The sequence below is a fragment of the Streptomyces sp. NPDC027185 genome, assembly GCF_055567035.1.
In genome coordinates this window covers 321,525-336,485 of the sequence record NZ_JBVHRF010000002.1, presented here as the reverse complement: position 1 = coordinate 336,485, position 14,961 = coordinate 321,525, and the positions used below count along the sequence as shown (strand labels likewise).

The window sequence follows — 14,961 nt, the reverse complement described above, 5'->3', positions numbered from 1 at the left end:
CGTCGTTCGGGCCGCGCTCGGGCTGCGGCTGCTGAGGGCTGGTCATCGGGCTTCCTCGTGGTGCGGCGCGGTCATGTCGGCGGGAGCGGCCTGCGGCATCGGGGCCGCGGCCTGCTGCGGGGCGTACGGGTTCGGCTGCGCGCCGGGCACCGGGCCCTGCGGCACCGGTCCGCCCTGCGCGGGCGGCGGATACCCCTGGCCCCCAGCGGCCTGCGGCGCGTACGGGCCCTGGGGGGCGTACGGGTTGGGCTGCGCGCCCGGGACCGCGCCCTGCGGCGCCGGTCCGCCCTGGAGGCCGGGCCCGCCGCCGAACTGCTGCTGCGGATGGCCGGCGGGCTGCTGGAGCCCGGCGCGGGCGTCGGCGGTCGAGCGGTAGTCCACCGCCCCCTGGGTCAGGCGCATGTACGCCTCCTCCAGGGACGCCTGGTGCGGCGACAGCTCCCAGAGCCGGACGCCCGCCTCGTGGGCGAGATCGCTGATACGGGGGAGCGGCAGCCCCGAGACCCGCAGCGCGCCGTCCGGCTCGGGCGCGATCTGCGCACCGGCCTCACCGAGCGCCGCGGTCAGCTTCTCGCGCTGCTCCGGCTCGGTGTCGGGGGTACGGACCCGGGCGAAGTCGGCGGAGTTGGCCGAGATGAAGTCCTTGACCGGCATGTCCGCCATCAGCTGACCCCGGCCGATCACGATCAGGTGCTCGGCGGTCAGTGCCATCTCGCTCATCAGGTGCGAGGAGACGAAGACCGTACGGCCCTCCGCGGCGAGCCGCTTCATCAGGTTGCGCACCCACAGGATGCCCTCCGGGTCGAGGCCGTTGACCGGCTCGTCGAAGAGGAGCACCTGCGGATCGCCCAGCAGCGCGGCGGCGATGCCCAGCCGCTGTCCCATGCCGAGCGAGAACCCCTTGGAGCGGCGCCCCGCGACGTCCTGCAGACCGACCACGCCCAGGACCTCGTCGACCCGGCGCGCCGGAATGCCCGACAGCTGCGCCAGCGACAGCAGATGCGCCCGCGCGCTGCGCCCGCCGTGCACCGCCTTGGCGTCGAGCAACGCGCCCACCTGCCGCGGGGCGTTGGGGAGCTGACGGAACGGGCGGCCGCCGATGGTGGCGTGGCCGGACGTCGGGGCGTCGAGCCCCAGGATCATCCGCATCGTCGTGGACTTGCCGGAACCGTTCGGTCCCAGGAAGCCCGTGACGGTGCCCGGCCGCACCTGGAACGACAGGTTGTGCACGGCCGTCTTGGCGCCGTAGCGCTTCGTCAGGCCGACTGCCTCGATCATTCTCCGCCCCTCGCAGATGGTCGGGGCAGAGGCGCCCTCGTGCCCCCGTGAGGGTTAGGAGGCTATCGGTCCCTTGACGGTTCTCGCCAAAACGGGGCGCGGCGGGCGGCACCCGCCACCCGCCGCCGCTGCGGACCGCCTGCTCAGGCGTCGCGCCGCTTCAGCAGGACGTACCCGCAGATCAACGCCGTCGCCGTCCACACCGCCATGATCCCGAAGCCGCCCCACGGCCCGTACGGCACATCGGTGTCGTGCGGGATCACCTGCATCACCTTCTGGCCTGCCTGGTCGGGCAGGTAGCGGCCGATCTTCCGGGTCGCGGAGACGTTGCCGAGGATGTTGGAGACGAGGAAGAAGAACGGCATCAGGATGCCCAGCGACAGCATCGGACTGCGCAGCATCGTCGCCACCGCCATCGAGAACAGCGCGATCATCGTCATGTACAGCCCGCCGCCGAACACCGCGCGCAGCACCCCGGGATCACCGAGGTACGCCCGGTGGTCGCCGAGCATCGCCTGTCCCGCGAAGAACGCGAGGAAGCTGGTCGCCAGGCCCACGGTGAAGACCAGCGCGGTCGCCACCGCCAGCTTGCAGAAGAGGAACGTGCCCCGCTGCGGTACGGCCGCCAGCGAACTGCGGATCATGCCGGTGCTGTACTCGTTGGAGACGACCAGCACCCCGAACACGATCATCGCCAGCTGGCCCAGCCCCATCCCGGCGAAGCTCACGTTGGTGGCGTCGAAGGTCAGCCGGTCGCGTACCGGCATCGACGCGAAGTCGTTCGCCGCCAGCGCGCAGATCAGCACCCCCAGCGCGACGGTGACGACCACCGCGATGCCCAGCGTCCACACCGTCGACCGCACCGACCGGATCTTCGTCCACTCCGACCGCAGCACCTGCCCGACCGCCGCCATCGTCAACTCCCCTTCTTCCGCCAGTCGCCGCCCCAGCCGCCACCGGACGCGGCCGTCACACCGGGCGGCGCGGCCGGCACCGCGCCGCCGCCCGGCTCCCCGTCGTGCGCGTGGTACTCCACCGACTCCGCCGTCAGCTGCATGAACGCCTCCTCCAGGGATGCCTGCTGCGGGCTCAGTTCGTGCAGCACCAGACGGTGGCGGGCGGCCAGTTCGCCGAGCCGCTCGGGCGGCTCCCCGTCGACCTCCAGCGCGCCGCCGGCCGCCTCGCCCGCCGCGATCCCCTCCGCGTGCAGCACATCCCGCAGCCGCTCCGGCTCCGGCGACCGCAGCCGTACGTACGAGCGCGAGTTACCGCGGATGAACTCCGGCATCGACGTGTCCGCCAGCAGCTTCCCTCGCCCGATCACCACCAAGTGGTCCGCCGTCAGCGCCATTTCGCTCATCAAATGCGAGGAGACGAAGACCGTACGGCCCTGGGCGGCGAGGTTCTTCATCAGGTTGCGGATCCAGTGGATGCCCTCCGGGTCGAGGCCGTTGACCGGCTCGTCGAAGAGGAGCACCCGCGGATCACCGAGCAACGCCGCCGCGATCCCCAGCCGTTGGCCCATACCGAGCGAGAACCCCTTGGACCGCTTCTTCGCCACGGAGGTCAGACCGACGGTGTCCAGCACCTCGCCGACCCGGCGGCGCGCAATACCGTTGCTCTGCGCCAGACAGAGCAGATGGTGGTACGCGCTGCGCCCGCCGTGCACCGCCTTCGCGTCCAGCAGCGCCCCGACGGACCGCAGCGGATCCGTCAGCCGGCGGTAGTGCACCCCGTCGATCCGCACCGCACCGGACGTCGGATTGTCCAGGTCCAGCATCATGCGCATGGTGGTCGACTTGCCGGCGCCGTTCGGGCCGAGGAAACCGGTGACGATGCCCGGCCGCACCGTGAAGGTGAGGTGGTCCACCGCGACCTTGTCACCGTAGTGCTTGGTCAGCCCGTCCAGCTCGATCATGTAAGCACGCTAAGTCCGCCCGGATACCCCCGCCACCGGACGGCCGCCGCCCGGACGGCCGAGCGCCCCCGCACCGCCTGCGCGGCGGAACGGGGGCGCTCGTACGGAACGGAACCGGGCGTCAGTGGGACTGCTGCGCCGGGATGCCGCGGGAGGCGGTCTCGTCGTCCGGGGCGCCGGCGGCGGCCACGGCCGCACCGGTCAGCGTCGCCAGCATCTCGCGGACGTTGGTGAGCTGGGCGTTGATCGAGTCGCGGCGGTTGGTGAGCGCCGCCAGCTCGCGCTCGGACTCGCTGCGGACCCGGTCGGCCTTCTGGTTGGCGTCGGCCACGATGTCCTCGGCCTGACGCTGCGCGGTCTCCACCGTCTGACGGGCCCGGCGCTCGGCGTCCGTACGCAGCTTCTCGGCCTCCAGCCGCAGCTGCTCGGCGCGGTGCTCGATCTCCGCGAGACGCTTCTCGGCCTTGGCCTGACGCGAGGCGAGGTCCCGCTCGGACTGCTCGCGGCGCTTGGCGAGGTTGGTCTCGAAGTCCGCGGCGGCCTGCGCGGCCTTGGCGCGGGTCTCCTCGAAGAGGGAGTCCGCCTCCTCACGCTTGGACTGCGCGTCCTTCTGCGCCTCGGAACGGAGCGTGGACGCGTCGCCCTTCGCCTTCTCGACGATCCGCGAGCCCTCGTCCTCGGCCTTCGCCTTGCGCTCGGCGGCGAACTGCTCGGCGTCGTTACGGACCTGCTGGGCGGCCGACTCGGCCAGCTCGCGGTGCTGCTCGGCGGAGCGCCGGGCGTCCTCGCGCAGCTCCGCTGCCTCCTCCTCGGCGAGACGGAGGATCTTCTCCACGCGGGCCCCGAGCCCCGCGTACGACGGCTCGGCGTCGGTGACCTGGGCCTGGGCGTTCTGCGTTTCGAGGTGCAGCTCCTCGATCCGCTTTTCCAGCGAGGTGATACGGGACAGCGCGCTGTCGCGGTCCGCGACGAGCTTTGTGATGCGGTCATCCACCTGACCGCGGTCGTACCCACGCCGCACGAGCTCGAAGCCGAAGGGGGAGGAAGTGTCGCTCATGGGGTTCCTGTCGAAAGAGACCGGTGAGGTGATAAGGAGAATCCTAGGGGCCCGACCGGCGTGTCATCGAGCCCATGTCCGTTTGAAGAGGAGAATGACCCCTCATTTGAGTGGCTACCCTTCAGACTGCTTGCCACTCGAACGAGTTGACGATGCTCCCGCGGCGGTTTTGCCGCCCCCGGCCTTGCCCTCCCCGGCGCCCGGCGTCTCGAACGACTCCAGGGCCTCCAACACGTCCTGCACCCGCGAGATCTCGGTGTTGATGTCCTTGCGGCGGCGGGAGAGGACCTCCAGCTCCTGACGGCCCTCCTCGATGATCCGGGCGGCCTCCGCCTCGGCCTCCGCACGCATCCGCTCCGCGTTGCGCACCGCCTCGGCCCGCTTGTTCTCGGCCTCCTTGATCAGACCCTCGGCCTTCTTCACCGCCGCGATCCGCACCCGGCTGGCCTCGCTGTTCGCGTCCGACACCAGCTTCTCGGCCTTCTCCTCGGCCTCGGCCTGCTGCTGCGTGGCCTGCGCGATGAGCTTGTCGACCCGCTCGCCGGCGTTCTTCATCGCCTCCGACGACTCCCGGCGCGCCCGGTCGTGCAACTCCTCGACCTCGGACTCGACGCGGGCGCGCAGCTCCTCGGTGCGCTCCCTTATGGCGGTGGCGTCCTGACGCGCCTCGCTCAGCAGCGTATCGGCGTCCGTACGGGCCTTCTCCACCCGCGCGTTGCCCTCCGCCGTCGCCTCCGTGACGATGCGGCCCGCCTCCTTGCGGGCCGCGCCGACCATCGTGTCGGCCTGCTCCTCGGCCGCCGCGGCCGCCCGTACGGCCTCCTCCTGGGCCTTGGCGACCAGCTGATCGGCCTGCTCGGCGGCGTCCGCGCGGCGCTTGGCGGCGTCCTTGCGGGCCTCGTCCAGCAGCCGGTCGGCCTCCTGCTGCGCCGCGGTCCGCAGCCGCTCCGCCTCGGCCTCGGCGTCCTTCTTGACCTTGGCCGATTCGGTGTGGGTGCGGGTGGCGTGCTCCTGCGCGGCGGTGACCGTCGCGGCGGCCTCCGTCCGCAGCCGGTCGGCCTCGGCGGTGGCGGTGGCCACCAGGTGGTCGGCCTGCTCCCGGGCGTCCGCCCGCGTACGGTCGGCGTCCCGCTCGGCCTGCGCGCCGGTCTCGGCCGCCTCCGTCCGCAGCTTCTCGGCCTCGGCGCCCGCCTCCGTCAGCAACTCGTCGGCCTGGACCGCGGCGTCCGAACGGGTCTTGTTGGCGGCCTTGCGCGCCTCGTCGCCGGTGCGCTCGGCCTCCGTACGGGCCTGCTCCAGCGCCTGCTCGGCCTCGGCGCGCAGCCGCTCCGCCTCCGCGGCCGCCTCGGCCAGCCGCGCCCGCGCCTGCTCCTCGGCCTCGGTACGGATCCGCTCGGCGGACTCCTGGGCCTCCTTGACCGTACGGTCGGCGTCCTCCTGCGCCGAAGAGGTCAGCTCCGCCGCCTCGTTGACGATCCGTTCGGCCTCGGCGCGGGCCTCGGTGACGAGCCGGTCGGCCTGCTCCGCGGCCTCCGAGCGGATGCGGTTGGCGTCGCCGCGCGCCTCGGCACGGGCCCGCGCCGCGTCCTGCTCCCCGGCGGCCAGCGCGTCCGACGCGTCGGTACGCAGCTGCTGCGCCTTGGCGGTGGCGTCCGCGACCAGCTTCTCGGCCTGCGCGGTCGCCTCCGTGACGAGCCGGTCGGCCTGCTCGGCGGCCTCCGTACGGGCGGTGCCCGCGTCCCGGCGGGCCTCGTCGAGCACCCCGGCGGCCTCGGCGCGCAGCCGCTCGGCCTCCTCGATGGCCTCCGTGACCGTCCGCTCCGCCAGCTCCCGCGCGGCGCGGGACGCCTCCTGCGCCTCCTCGCGCACCCGGGTGGCGTCCGCGGAGGCCCGCTCCCGCTCGGCGTAGGCGTCCGCGCGGACCCGCTCGGCCTCCTCACCGGCCTCGGTCCGGGTCCGCTCCGCGGCCTGCTCGGCCGCCGACCGCAGCTCGGCGATCTCCTCCTCGGCCTGCCCGTGCAGCCCGGCGACCGCGTCCCGCACCTGCTGGGCGGCGGTCTCGGCGGCCGCCACCAGCTCCTCGGAACGCTGCTCGGCCTCGCCGACCAGCCGCTCCGCCTCGGCCTGCGCCTCGCTGACGCGGGTGCGCGCCGACGCCAGCAGCTCCTCGCTCTGCTCCCGCGCCGCGGTGCGCTCCTGGTGGGCCTCCTCGCGGGCCTCGCCCAGCAGCTGCTCGGCCTCCCGGCGGCGCCGCGCGGCCTCCTCCTGCGCCGCGGACAGCGCCTCGGCGGCCTCGCTGCCGGCCCGCTCGGCGGCGGCCTCGGCCTCCGTCCGGATCCGGTCGGCGCTCTCCTGCGCCCGGTCCTTGAGCCGCTCCGCCTCGGCCGCGGCCTCCTCGCGCAGCCGCTCGGCGGCGGACTCGCCCTCCGTACGGGCCGCCGACGCGTCCCGCGCGGCCTCGGCCCGCAGCCGCTCGGCCTCCTCCTCGGCCTGCTGCTGGAGCGTACGGCGCCGCTCGGCGGCCTCCGTCTTGAGCCGGGCCGCCTCCTCCTGGGTCTCACGGCGCAGCCGCTCCGCCTCGGCGCGGGCCTGGCGCAGCGCCTCCTCGGCCGACGCGGCTTTCTCCTCGGCGTCGGCGGTGAGCCGGTCCAGCTCGGCCTGCGCCTGTGTGCGCAGCTCCGTGACGGCCGCCTCGGTCTCCTCGCGCAGCCGCGCCGCGGACTCCTCCGCCTCCGACGCGACCAGCTCGGCGGCCTGCGCGCCCTCGGTCAGCAGCTCCTCGGCCTCGGCCCGCGCCCGCTCCAGCGCCTGCTCGGCCTGGCGGCGCAGCGCGGTGGCCCGCTCGATGGCCTCGGTACGGACCCGCTCGCTCTCCGCACCGGCCTTGGTACGGGTCTCCTCGGCGTCCGCCTTCGCCTTGGTCAGCAGCTCCTCGGCGGACCCGGCCGCCTCCTCGATCTGCTGGACGGCCTCGCGGCGCGCCTCGCCGCGGATCCGCTCGCCCTCCGCGACGGCGTCGGCGCGCAGTTGCTCCGCCTCGCCGCGCAGCCGCCGCGCCTCCTCCTGGAGTTCGGCGGTCTTGGCGCGGTACTCCTTGGTGTCGTCCTTCGCCGCGCCCTTGAGCTGCTCGGCGGTGTCGTGCGCCTCCTCGCGCAGCCGGTCGGCCTCCGACTCGGCCTCGCTGCGCAGCCGTTCGGCCTCCTCGGCTGCCGCCTTCGTGGTGGCCTTGGCGTCCTCGGACGCCTTGGTCAGCACCTCCTCGGCGGTCCGCGCGGCCTTCGCCAGCTGCGCCGCGGAGTCCTCCGCCGCCTTGGAACGGGCCTCCTCGCGCGCCTCGTCGACCAGCCGCTCGGCCTGGGCCGCGGCGTCCGCGCGCAGCTGCTCGGCCTCGGCCCGCAGCGCCTCGGCCTCCTTGGTCGCCTCGCTGACCAGCCGGGCGATCTCCGCCTTGGCGGTACGGGTGCGCTGCTCGTTCTCCGACTCGGTGGCCGACAGCCGCTTGGTGGCGTTCTGCTGCGCCTCCTCGACCAGCTTCTCGGCCTCGGCGCGCGCCTCGCGCAGCGCCGTGTCGGCCTCCTTCAGCCGCGCCTCGGCGCTGCGGGTCAGCTCGGCGGCGGCGCGCCGCGCCTCCTCCGACTCGCTGCCCGCGCTCGAACGCAGCTGCTCCGCCTGCTCGGTGGCCTCCTGGGCCTGTACGGAGGCGGCGTTCAGCAGCCGTTCGGCGTCGGCCCGCGCCCGGCGCAGGATGGCCTCCGCCTCACCGCGGGCCTCCTCCGCCGCGGTGTCCAGCCGCTCGCGGGCCCGCTCGGCCAGCCGCTGGGCCTCGGCCCGCGCGGCCGACAGCGTCTGCTCGGCCTCGGCCCGCGACTCGTCCATCAGCCGGCGGGCCTGGGCCTCCGTACGGGCGCGCAACTGCTCGGCCCAGGCGACGTTTTCGTTGACGTGCGACTCGACGGTCTGGCGGCGCTCGTTCAGCTCCTCGTCGAGCCGCTGGCGGCGGGCGACCGCCTCGGCGTGCAGCTCGGCCTCCATGCGGGACTGCCGCTCGGCCTGCTCCTGTAGGAGGCGCTGGGTCTGCGCCCGCGCCTCGCGCAGCTCGCGCTCGGAGTCGGCGCGCAACTGCTCGGCCTGCATCTGGGCGTTGCGCAGCAGCTGCTCGGCCTGGTGGCTGACATTGTCGTAGGCGGGCCGGCTCGCGATCGTGCGGCGCGCCTCGTGCAGCTTGGCGCGCAGCACCTCGACCTGATAGCCGAGGTCGTCGGCGTGCTGGACGGCCTTGTCCCGCTCGGTCTTCAGCCGCTCCATCTCGGCCTCGAACCGCGAGAGGTGATCGGCCTCAGCCCGCTGACGCTCCTGGCGCTCGTTGCCCCGCACTGCGCGGTCCCATCCGTCCCATGGTCATGGTGGCGGCCGTCCCCGGTGCTGCGGCGCGGGCCCGTACACGTCATGTCGTACGGGGCTGCGCCCCCGGAGCCGGCCCTTCCGAAGAAATGGTGTCAGATCATCGGCGGAGTATGGACCGAGCACCGTCCCCTGGAAGCGCTCGCACCGTGCGTGAGCACCTCGTACCCCGGCCGAAGCTGCACTCTACCGGCCGGGGGAGGCAAAGGTCAGTGCTCGTCCGGGGCGGAGGGGGCGGCGGTGACCAGTTCGGTGAGCACGCCGTGGCAGTCCTTGGGGTGCAGGAACGTGATCCGGGACCCCATGGAGCCCTTCCGCGGCTCGTCGTAGAGGACCCGGACGCCCTTGTCGCGGATGTCCGCGGCGTCGGTGTCGACGTCGGCGGTGCCGAAGGCGATGTGGTGCACGCCCTCACCGTTCTTGGCGAGCCACTTGCCGACCGCGGAGTCCTCGCGGGTGGGCTCCAGGAGCTGGAGGTAGGAGGCGCCGCCGTCCGACGTCTCGTTGATCTTGAGCATCGCCTCGCGGACGCCCTGCTCCTCGTTGACCTCGGAGTGGAACACCTCGAAGCCGTAGGTGGCACGGTAGAACTCGACGGTCCGGTCCAGGTCGAAACAGGCGATCCCGATGTGGTCGATTCGCGTCAGCATGGCTCCAGTGCACCGCCCGCACGGCCGGTTACGCAACGTGCGCGCCGTCACACCGCCTTGCCGGTGACCCGGCGCGTACCCCTCAGTACATTGACGGGAACCCTCGTTAACTTCCCTGCAAAGGAAGGCCGCACCGCATGTCTGCAACGAACGGCACGAACGGCACCACCTCCGTGATCGTGGCGGGGGCGCGCACCCCCATGGGCCGCCTCCTGGGATCGCTGCGCACCTTCTCCGGCGCCGACCTCGGCGGGGTGGCGATCAAGGCGGCGCTGGACCGCGCGGGCATCGGCGGCGACCAGGTGGAGTACGTGATCATGGGCCAGGTGCTCCAGGCCGGTGCGGGCCAGATCCCCGCCCGCCAGGCCGCCGTCAAGGCCGGTATCCCGATGAGCGTCCCGGCGCTGACCGTCAACAAGGTCTGCCTCTCCGGTCTGGACGCGGTGGCCCTGGCCGACCAGTTGATCCGCGCCGGGGAGTTCGACGTGATCGTCGCCGGCGGCCAGGAGTCGATGACCAACGCCCCGCATCTGCTGCCGAAGTCCCGCGAGGGCTACAAGTACGGCGCCGTGGAGATGCTCGACGCGATGGCGCACGACGGCCTCACCGACGCGTTCGACAACATCGCGATGGGGGAGTCGACGGAGAAGCACAACACCCGCCTGGGCATCGCCCGGCCCGAGCAGGACGCCTTCGCCGCCCGCTCCCACCAGCGCGCCGCCGCCGCGCAGAAGAACGGGATCTTCGAGGCGGAGATCACCCCGGTGGAGATCCCGCAGCGTAAGGGCGATCCGGTCGTTTTCAGCCAGGACGAGGGCATCCGCCCGGAGACCACCGAGGAATCGCTCGGCAAGCTCCGCCCGGCCTTCGCCAAGGACGGCACGATCACCGCGGGGTCCGCCTCGCAGATCTCCGACGGCGCCGCCGCGGTCGTGGTGATGAGCAAGGCCAAGGCCGAGGAGCTGGGCCTTGCGTGGATCGCCGAGATCGGCGCGCACGGCAATGTCGCGGGCCCCGACAACTCCCTCCAGTCGCAGCCGTCCAACGCGATCAACCACGCCCTCGGCAAGGCGGGGCTGACCGTCGAGGATCTTGATCTGATCGAGATCAACGAGGCGTTCGCCGCGGTCGCCGTGCAGTCGGTGAAGGACCTCGGCGTGTCCCCCGAAAAGGTGAATGTGAACGGTGGCGCCATCGCGCTGGGCCACCCCATCGGCATGTCCGGCGCCCGCCTCGTCCTCCACCTCGCGCTGGAGCTGAAGCGGCGCGGCGGCGGCACCGGCGCGGCCGCCCTGTGCGGCGGTGGCGGCCAGGGCGACGCGCTGATCATCCGCGTCCCGGGGAAGTGAGCACCGCCGGCCCGCGCCGGTGAACGCACTGTTCGTACGAACCGTAGAGGCCGAAGGAGCCGAGCAGCGATGGTGGACGTCCCGCAGCTGGTGGAGCAGGCACGGCAGGGCCGGCCCCGGGCGGTGGCCCGGCTGATCTCCCTGGTGGAGGGCGCCTCCCCGCACCTGCGGGAGGTGATGGCGGCGCTGGCGCCGTTGACCGGAAACGCCTACGTCGTCGGCTTGACCGGCTCGCCCGGCGTCGGCAAATCCACCACCACGTCGGCGCTGGTCACCGCATACCGCAAGGCCGGGAAGCGGGTCGGGGTGCTGGCCGTCGACCCGTCCTCGCCGTTCTCCGGCGGGGCGCTGCTGGGCGACCGGGTCCGGATGAGCGAGCACGCCTCCGACCCCGGTGTCTACATCCGGTCGATGGCCACCCGCGGCCATCTGGGCGGTCTCGCCTGGGCGGCGCCGCAGGCGATCCGGGTGCTGGACGCGGCCGGGTGCGAGGTGGTGCTCGTCGAGACGGTCGGTGTCGGCCAGTCCGAGGTGGAGATCGCCTCGCAGGCGGACACCAGCGTGGTGCTGCTGGCGCCGGGCATGGGCGACGGCATCCAGGCGGCGAAGGCCGGAATCCTGGAGATCGGCGACGTCTACGTGGTCAACAAGGCCGACCGGGACGGCGCGGACGCCACCGCCCGGGAGCTGAACCACATGCTCGGGCTGGGCGCCGCGCGGTCCGCCGGGGACTGGCGGCCGCCGATCGTCAAGACCGTCGCGGCGCGCGCGCAGGGCGTCGACGAGGTCGTCGAGGCGCTGGAGAAGCACCGGGCGTGGATGGAGGAGCACGGCGTCCTGGCCCGGCGCCGCCACGCCCGCGCCGCCCAGGAGGTCGAGACTATCGCGGTGACGGCGCTGCGCGAACGGATCGGCGATCTGCACGGCGACCGCCGTCTGGAAGCCCTCGCGGACCGCATCGTCGCAGGTGAGAGCGATCCGTACCAGGCGGCGGACGAGCTGATCGCGGGGCTCACGGGCGCCTGAGGCGGGCGGTGCGGGGCGGGCGCGCGATCCGGGCGGCGGGTCCGGACCGCCGCCGGTGCCTGCCGCCGCTCGGCCCTCGCCCCGCCGCGTACGCCCGCGGGAGCCCCGCGTACGTCTGCCGCTCCGGGCACGCCCGTGGCCCCGCGACACGAGAGACGGCCGTGGCCCAGCCCCCGCGCGATGCGGGGCCGGGGCCACGGCCGTGCGTCCCTCACCGGTGCCTTCAGTCGTCGTCCTGGTCGTCGTCGTGGTCGTCGTCCGCCGGGGCGGCGCTCACCGCGGCGGAGCGCGGGTCGACGAGGTAGGTGTGCTCCCTGCCGTCGCGGGTGACGGTCTCGACCTCCCAGACGGCCTTGGTGCCGTGGTCGTCCTCGAAGTCGACGGACGTCACCGTGCCGCGTCCCTGGCCGGTGGCGCGGGCGGCGGACGCCGCGTCCACCGTGGTGCCGCGCAGCGCCGCCCGCACCCGGTCCTGGCCGTGCGCGCCGCTGGTGTCCCGGTCGGTGTGGGAGCCGGTCACGCGGGTGGTGAGCGGGTCGAGGGTCAGGTGGTGCCAGGCGCCGTCGCGGCCGAGGACGTCCGCCTCCCAGACCAGGGCGCCGTGCTCCTCGTCCAGTTCGATCTCGGTGACGGTGCCGGGAACCGCCCGCACCGCGGCGGTGGCGGCCTGGGCGGCGGTGGTCCGCACCCCGGCGGCCTGCCGGGCCTCGGCGGCGTCCTCGTGGTCCTCGGCGGCGGCGCCGTTCGCCCCGGCGGTCGCGGCGAGCTGTGCGGTGGTCCGGGCACCGGACTGCGGGCTGCCGGGGCCGCTGCCGGTGTTGACGGCGACGGCGGTGGTGGCGCCCCCGGCGATGAGGACGGCGGCGGCGGTGACGGCGAGGACGATACGGCGCTTCATGGTCGGTGTGCTCCCCTGAGATCGGCGGTGTTCGGCGATGACCACACCGTCGCAAAACCGAGCTGAAGCGGAGCTGAAGGCCCCTGAAGAACGCTTCAGGAACGGGGTGCGAAGCTGGGCGCATGCCTGATCCCACGCCCGCGCGCCCCTTCCGCCTGCTCCTTGTCGAGGACGAGAAACGGCTGGCCCGCGCGCTGGCGAGCGGTCTGATCGCCGAGGGCTACGCCGTCGACGTGGTGCACGACGGCACCGAGGGCCTGCGCCGCGCGGGCGACGGCTCCTACGACCTGATCGTCCTCGACATCATGCTGCCGGGCCTGAACGGCTACCGCGTCTGCGCCGCCCTGCGCGCCGCCGGGAGCGACGTCCCCGTCCTGATGCTGACCGCCAAGGACGGCGAGTACGACGAGGCCGAGGGGCTCGACACCGGCGCCGACGACTACCTCACCAAGCCGTTCTCGTACGTGGTCCTCGTCGCGCGGATCAAGGCCCTGCTGCGGCGCCACGGGCGGTCGGCCGCGCCGGTCCTGCGGATCGGCTCGCTCACCGTCGACCAGGGCGCGCACACCGTGCTGCGGGACGGCGAGGAGGTGGCGTTGACCGCGAAGGAGTTCGCCGTACTGGAACAGCTCGCGCTGCGCGCCGGAGAGGTCGTCTCCAAGGCCGCGATCCTCGACCACGTCTGGGACTTCGCGTACGAGGGCGACCTCAACATCATCGAGGTGTACATCAGCGCACTCCGCCGCAAGCTGGGCGCCGGGTACATCCGCACGGTGCGCGGCGCCGGGTACCGGCTGGTGACCGATGCGTGAGGCGTTCGGCTCGGTACGCGCCCGCGCGACGGCCGGCGCGACGCTGGTGGTGGCGCTGGCCCTGGTCGCGGCCGGTACGGCACTGCTGCTGGTGCTGCGTGGCAACCTCCGCGACCAGGCCGACCTCCAGGCCGAGGTCGCCGCCCGCGCCGTCGCCGTCCGCATCGCCACCGGCTCCGTCCACGGCGATCTGGACCTGCCGGACGGCGACGACCGCCCGGTGGTGGTGACCGACGACGACGGCCGGCCGCTGGGCGTGGGCGACGACGTGGAGGAGATCGACGGGAAGCGGTTCGACGGCGCGCCCGACGGCTCCGGCTCCGACGAGGGCGGGGGCGGGCGCGGGGGCGGCGACCACGGTGAGGTGGACGACGACGTGCGGACGGCCGACGGCACGGCCACCGTCGACGGCCACCGCGCCGCCTACCGCTTCGCCACCGTCGAGGCGGAGGACAGCGCGGGTCGTAAGGCCGTGGTGCGCGCGGGGGCGCCGCTGGCCCCGGCCCAGGAGACGGTGGGCTCGCTGCGGACCGCGATGTTCCTCGGCCTGGCGCCGCTGCTGCTCGTCGTGGCCGCGGTGACCTGGCTGGTGACCCGGCGGGCGCTCCGGCCCGTCGAGGGCATCCGGAGCGAGATGGCCGCGATCACCGCGAGCGCGGACCTGGGCCGCCGGGTGCCGGTGCCCGCGGCGCGGGACGAGATCGGGCGGCTGGCGCGGACCACCAACGAGACGCTGGCGGCGCTGGAGACCTCAGTCGAGCGGCAGCGCCGCTTCGTCGCCGACGCCTCCCACGAGCTGCGCAGCCCGATCGCCAGCCTCCGCACCCAGCTGGAGGTGGGCGCCGCCCACCCGGAGCTGCTGGACGTCCCGGGCGCGGTCGAGGACACCGTACGGCTTCAGCAGCTCGCCGCCGATCTGCTGCTGCTGGCCCGGCTGGACGCGGGGGAGCGGCCCGCGGGGGCCCCGGTCGCGCTGGCCGCCCTGGTGCGCGAGGAGACCTCGCAGCGGACCGCCGACCGGATCGCCGTCACCGTCGGACGGCTGGACGAGGCGGAGGTGACCGGTTCCCGGAGCCAGTTGGTCCGGGTGCTGGGCAACCTCCTGGACAACGCGCAGCGCCACGCCGTCTCGGCGGTCCGCGTCGAGGTGGTCCGCGAGGGCGCGGAGGCGGTGCTGCGGGTCGATGACGACGGCCCGGGTGTGCCGCCCGGCGACCGCGAGCGGATCTTCGAGCGGTTCGTCCGGCTGGACGACGCGCGGGCGCGGGACGACGGCGGCGCCGGTCTCGGCCTGGCCATCGCCCGGGACGTCGCCGGACGGCACGGCGGCTCCCTGCGGGTACGCGAGGGCTCGGTCTTCGAACTGCGGCTGCCGGCACCGCGCTGACCTGCGGGGGAGCGGGGTCGGTGGGCGGCGGACGAGGCGGGGCGCGGGCGGGGAGGGGCCGCGGGCCGGACCGCCGTACGGGCCGGTTTTGCGACCGGGCGGAGCCGGGAACGCGCTCCGGGAACGCGGCCGGGGGCGCGGTCCGGTCCGGGGGCGCGCTGCCGCGTGGTCCGGCGCCGTGGCCC

The 14,961-nt window shown here is 74.1% G+C and carries 11 protein-coding genes; 4 read left to right on the top strand and 7 right to left on the bottom strand.

All coding sequences use genetic code 11. The features are described from left to right. Positions 1-42 precede the first annotated feature (42 nt). The 6 genes from ACZ4M8_RS06680 to mce form a co-directional block, all read right to left on the bottom strand. A complete protein-coding gene (locus ACZ4M8_RS06680; protein WP_467603924.1) occupies positions 43-1,278 on the bottom strand; it encodes an ATP-binding cassette domain-containing protein in 1,236 nt (411 codons plus the stop codon). 143 nt (positions 1,279-1,421) lie between these two features. Beyond that, positions 1,422-2,192, bottom strand: a complete 771-nt coding sequence (locus tag ACZ4M8_RS06675) for an ABC transporter permease (RefSeq protein WP_467605269.1) — start codon at positions 2,190-2,192, stop codon at positions 1,422-1,424. Positions 2,193-2,194: 2 nt separating this feature from the next. Further along, complete coding sequence (locus ACZ4M8_RS06670; RefSeq protein WP_467603922.1) at positions 2,195-3,196, bottom strand: ABC transporter ATP-binding protein; 1,002 nt, start codon at positions 3,194-3,196, stop codon at positions 2,195-2,197. Positions 3,197-3,317: 121 nt separating this feature from the next. Further along, a complete protein-coding gene (locus ACZ4M8_RS06665) occupies positions 3,318-4,253 on the bottom strand; it encodes a cellulose-binding protein (protein WP_467603920.1) in 936 nt (311 codons plus the stop codon). Positions 4,254-4,367: 114 nt separating this feature from the next. Further along, positions 4,368-8,627 carry a polarized growth protein Scy gene (gene scy / locus ACZ4M8_RS06660; protein ID WP_467603917.1) on the bottom strand — a complete coding sequence of 1,420 codons (4,260 nt, stop codon included), beginning with the start codon at positions 8,625-8,627 and terminating at the stop codon, positions 4,368-4,370. A 236-nt stretch (positions 8,628-8,863) separates the two neighbouring features. Next, on the bottom strand, positions 8,864-9,304 hold the full coding sequence (gene mce, locus ACZ4M8_RS06655) for a methylmalonyl-CoA epimerase (protein WP_345086139.1): 441 nt from the start codon (positions 9,302-9,304) through the stop codon (positions 8,864-8,866). A 173-nt stretch (positions 9,305-9,477) separates the two neighbouring features. Between mce and ACZ4M8_RS06650 the strand changes: the two genes are divergently transcribed. Together ACZ4M8_RS06650 and meaB are read left to right on the top strand one after the other, a co-directional pair. After that, on the top strand, positions 9,478-10,653 hold the full coding sequence (locus ACZ4M8_RS06650; protein WP_467605268.1) for an acetyl-CoA C-acetyltransferase: 1,176 nt from the start codon (positions 9,478-9,480) through the stop codon (positions 10,651-10,653). A 69-nt stretch (positions 10,654-10,722) separates the two neighbouring features. Beyond that, on the top strand, positions 10,723-11,679 hold the full coding sequence (gene meaB / locus ACZ4M8_RS06645; protein ID WP_467603914.1) for a methylmalonyl Co-A mutase-associated GTPase MeaB: 957 nt from the start codon (positions 10,723-10,725) through the stop codon (positions 11,677-11,679). Positions 11,680-11,902: 223 nt separating this feature from the next. Here meaB and ACZ4M8_RS06640 read toward each other — a convergent pair whose 3' ends face one another. Beyond that, complete coding sequence (locus tag ACZ4M8_RS06640; protein WP_467603913.1) at positions 11,903-12,577, bottom strand: PepSY domain-containing protein; 675 nt, start codon at positions 12,575-12,577, stop codon at positions 11,903-11,905. 122 nt (positions 12,578-12,699) lie between these two features. On the opposite strand from ACZ4M8_RS06640, the gene ACZ4M8_RS06635 reads away from it, so the two are divergent. After that, positions 12,700-13,389, top strand: a complete 690-nt coding sequence (locus tag ACZ4M8_RS06635) for a response regulator transcription factor (protein ID WP_467603910.1) — start codon at positions 12,700-12,702, stop codon at positions 13,387-13,389. Next, positions 13,382-14,776 (top strand): sensor histidine kinase, encoded by a 1,395-nt coding sequence (locus ACZ4M8_RS06630; protein WP_467603909.1) that lies wholly within the window; start codon positions 13,382-13,384, stop codon positions 14,774-14,776. Before ACZ4M8_RS06635 ends, ACZ4M8_RS06630 begins: the two co-directional genes overlap by 8 nt. The last annotated feature ends 185 nt before the right edge of the window (positions 14,777-14,961 follow it).

Coding starts and splice junctions, on each gene's coding strand:
- ACZ4M8_RS06680 (WP_467603924.1), bottom strand. CDS start 1,278: ATGATCGAGGCAGTCGGCCTGACGAAGCGCTACGGCGCCAAGACGGCC.
- ACZ4M8_RS06675 (WP_467605269.1), bottom strand. CDS start 2,192: ATGGCGGCGGTCGGGCAGGTGCTGCGGTCGGAGTGGACGAAGATCCGG.
- ACZ4M8_RS06670 (WP_467603922.1), bottom strand. CDS start 3,196: ATGATCGAGCTGGACGGGCTGACCAAGCACTACGGTGACAAGGTCGCG.
- ACZ4M8_RS06665 (WP_467603920.1), bottom strand. CDS start 4,253: ATGAGCGACACTTCCTCCCCCTTCGGCTTCGAGCTCGTGCGGCGTGGG.
- mce (WP_345086139.1), bottom strand. CDS start 9,304: ATGCTGACGCGAATCGACCACATCGGGATCGCCTGTTTCGACCTGGAC.
- meaB (WP_467603914.1), top strand. CDS start 10,723: ATGGTGGACGTCCCGCAGCTGGTGGAGCAGGCACGGCAGGGCCGGCCC.
- ACZ4M8_RS06640 (WP_467603913.1), bottom strand. CDS start 12,577: ATGAAGCGCCGTATCGTCCTCGCCGTCACCGCCGCCGCCGTCCTCATC.
- ACZ4M8_RS06635 (WP_467603910.1), top strand. CDS start 12,700: ATGCCTGATCCCACGCCCGCGCGCCCCTTCCGCCTGCTCCTTGTCGAG.
- ACZ4M8_RS06630 (WP_467603909.1), top strand. CDS start 13,382: ATGCGTGAGGCGTTCGGCTCGGTACGCGCCCGCGCGACGGCCGGCGCG.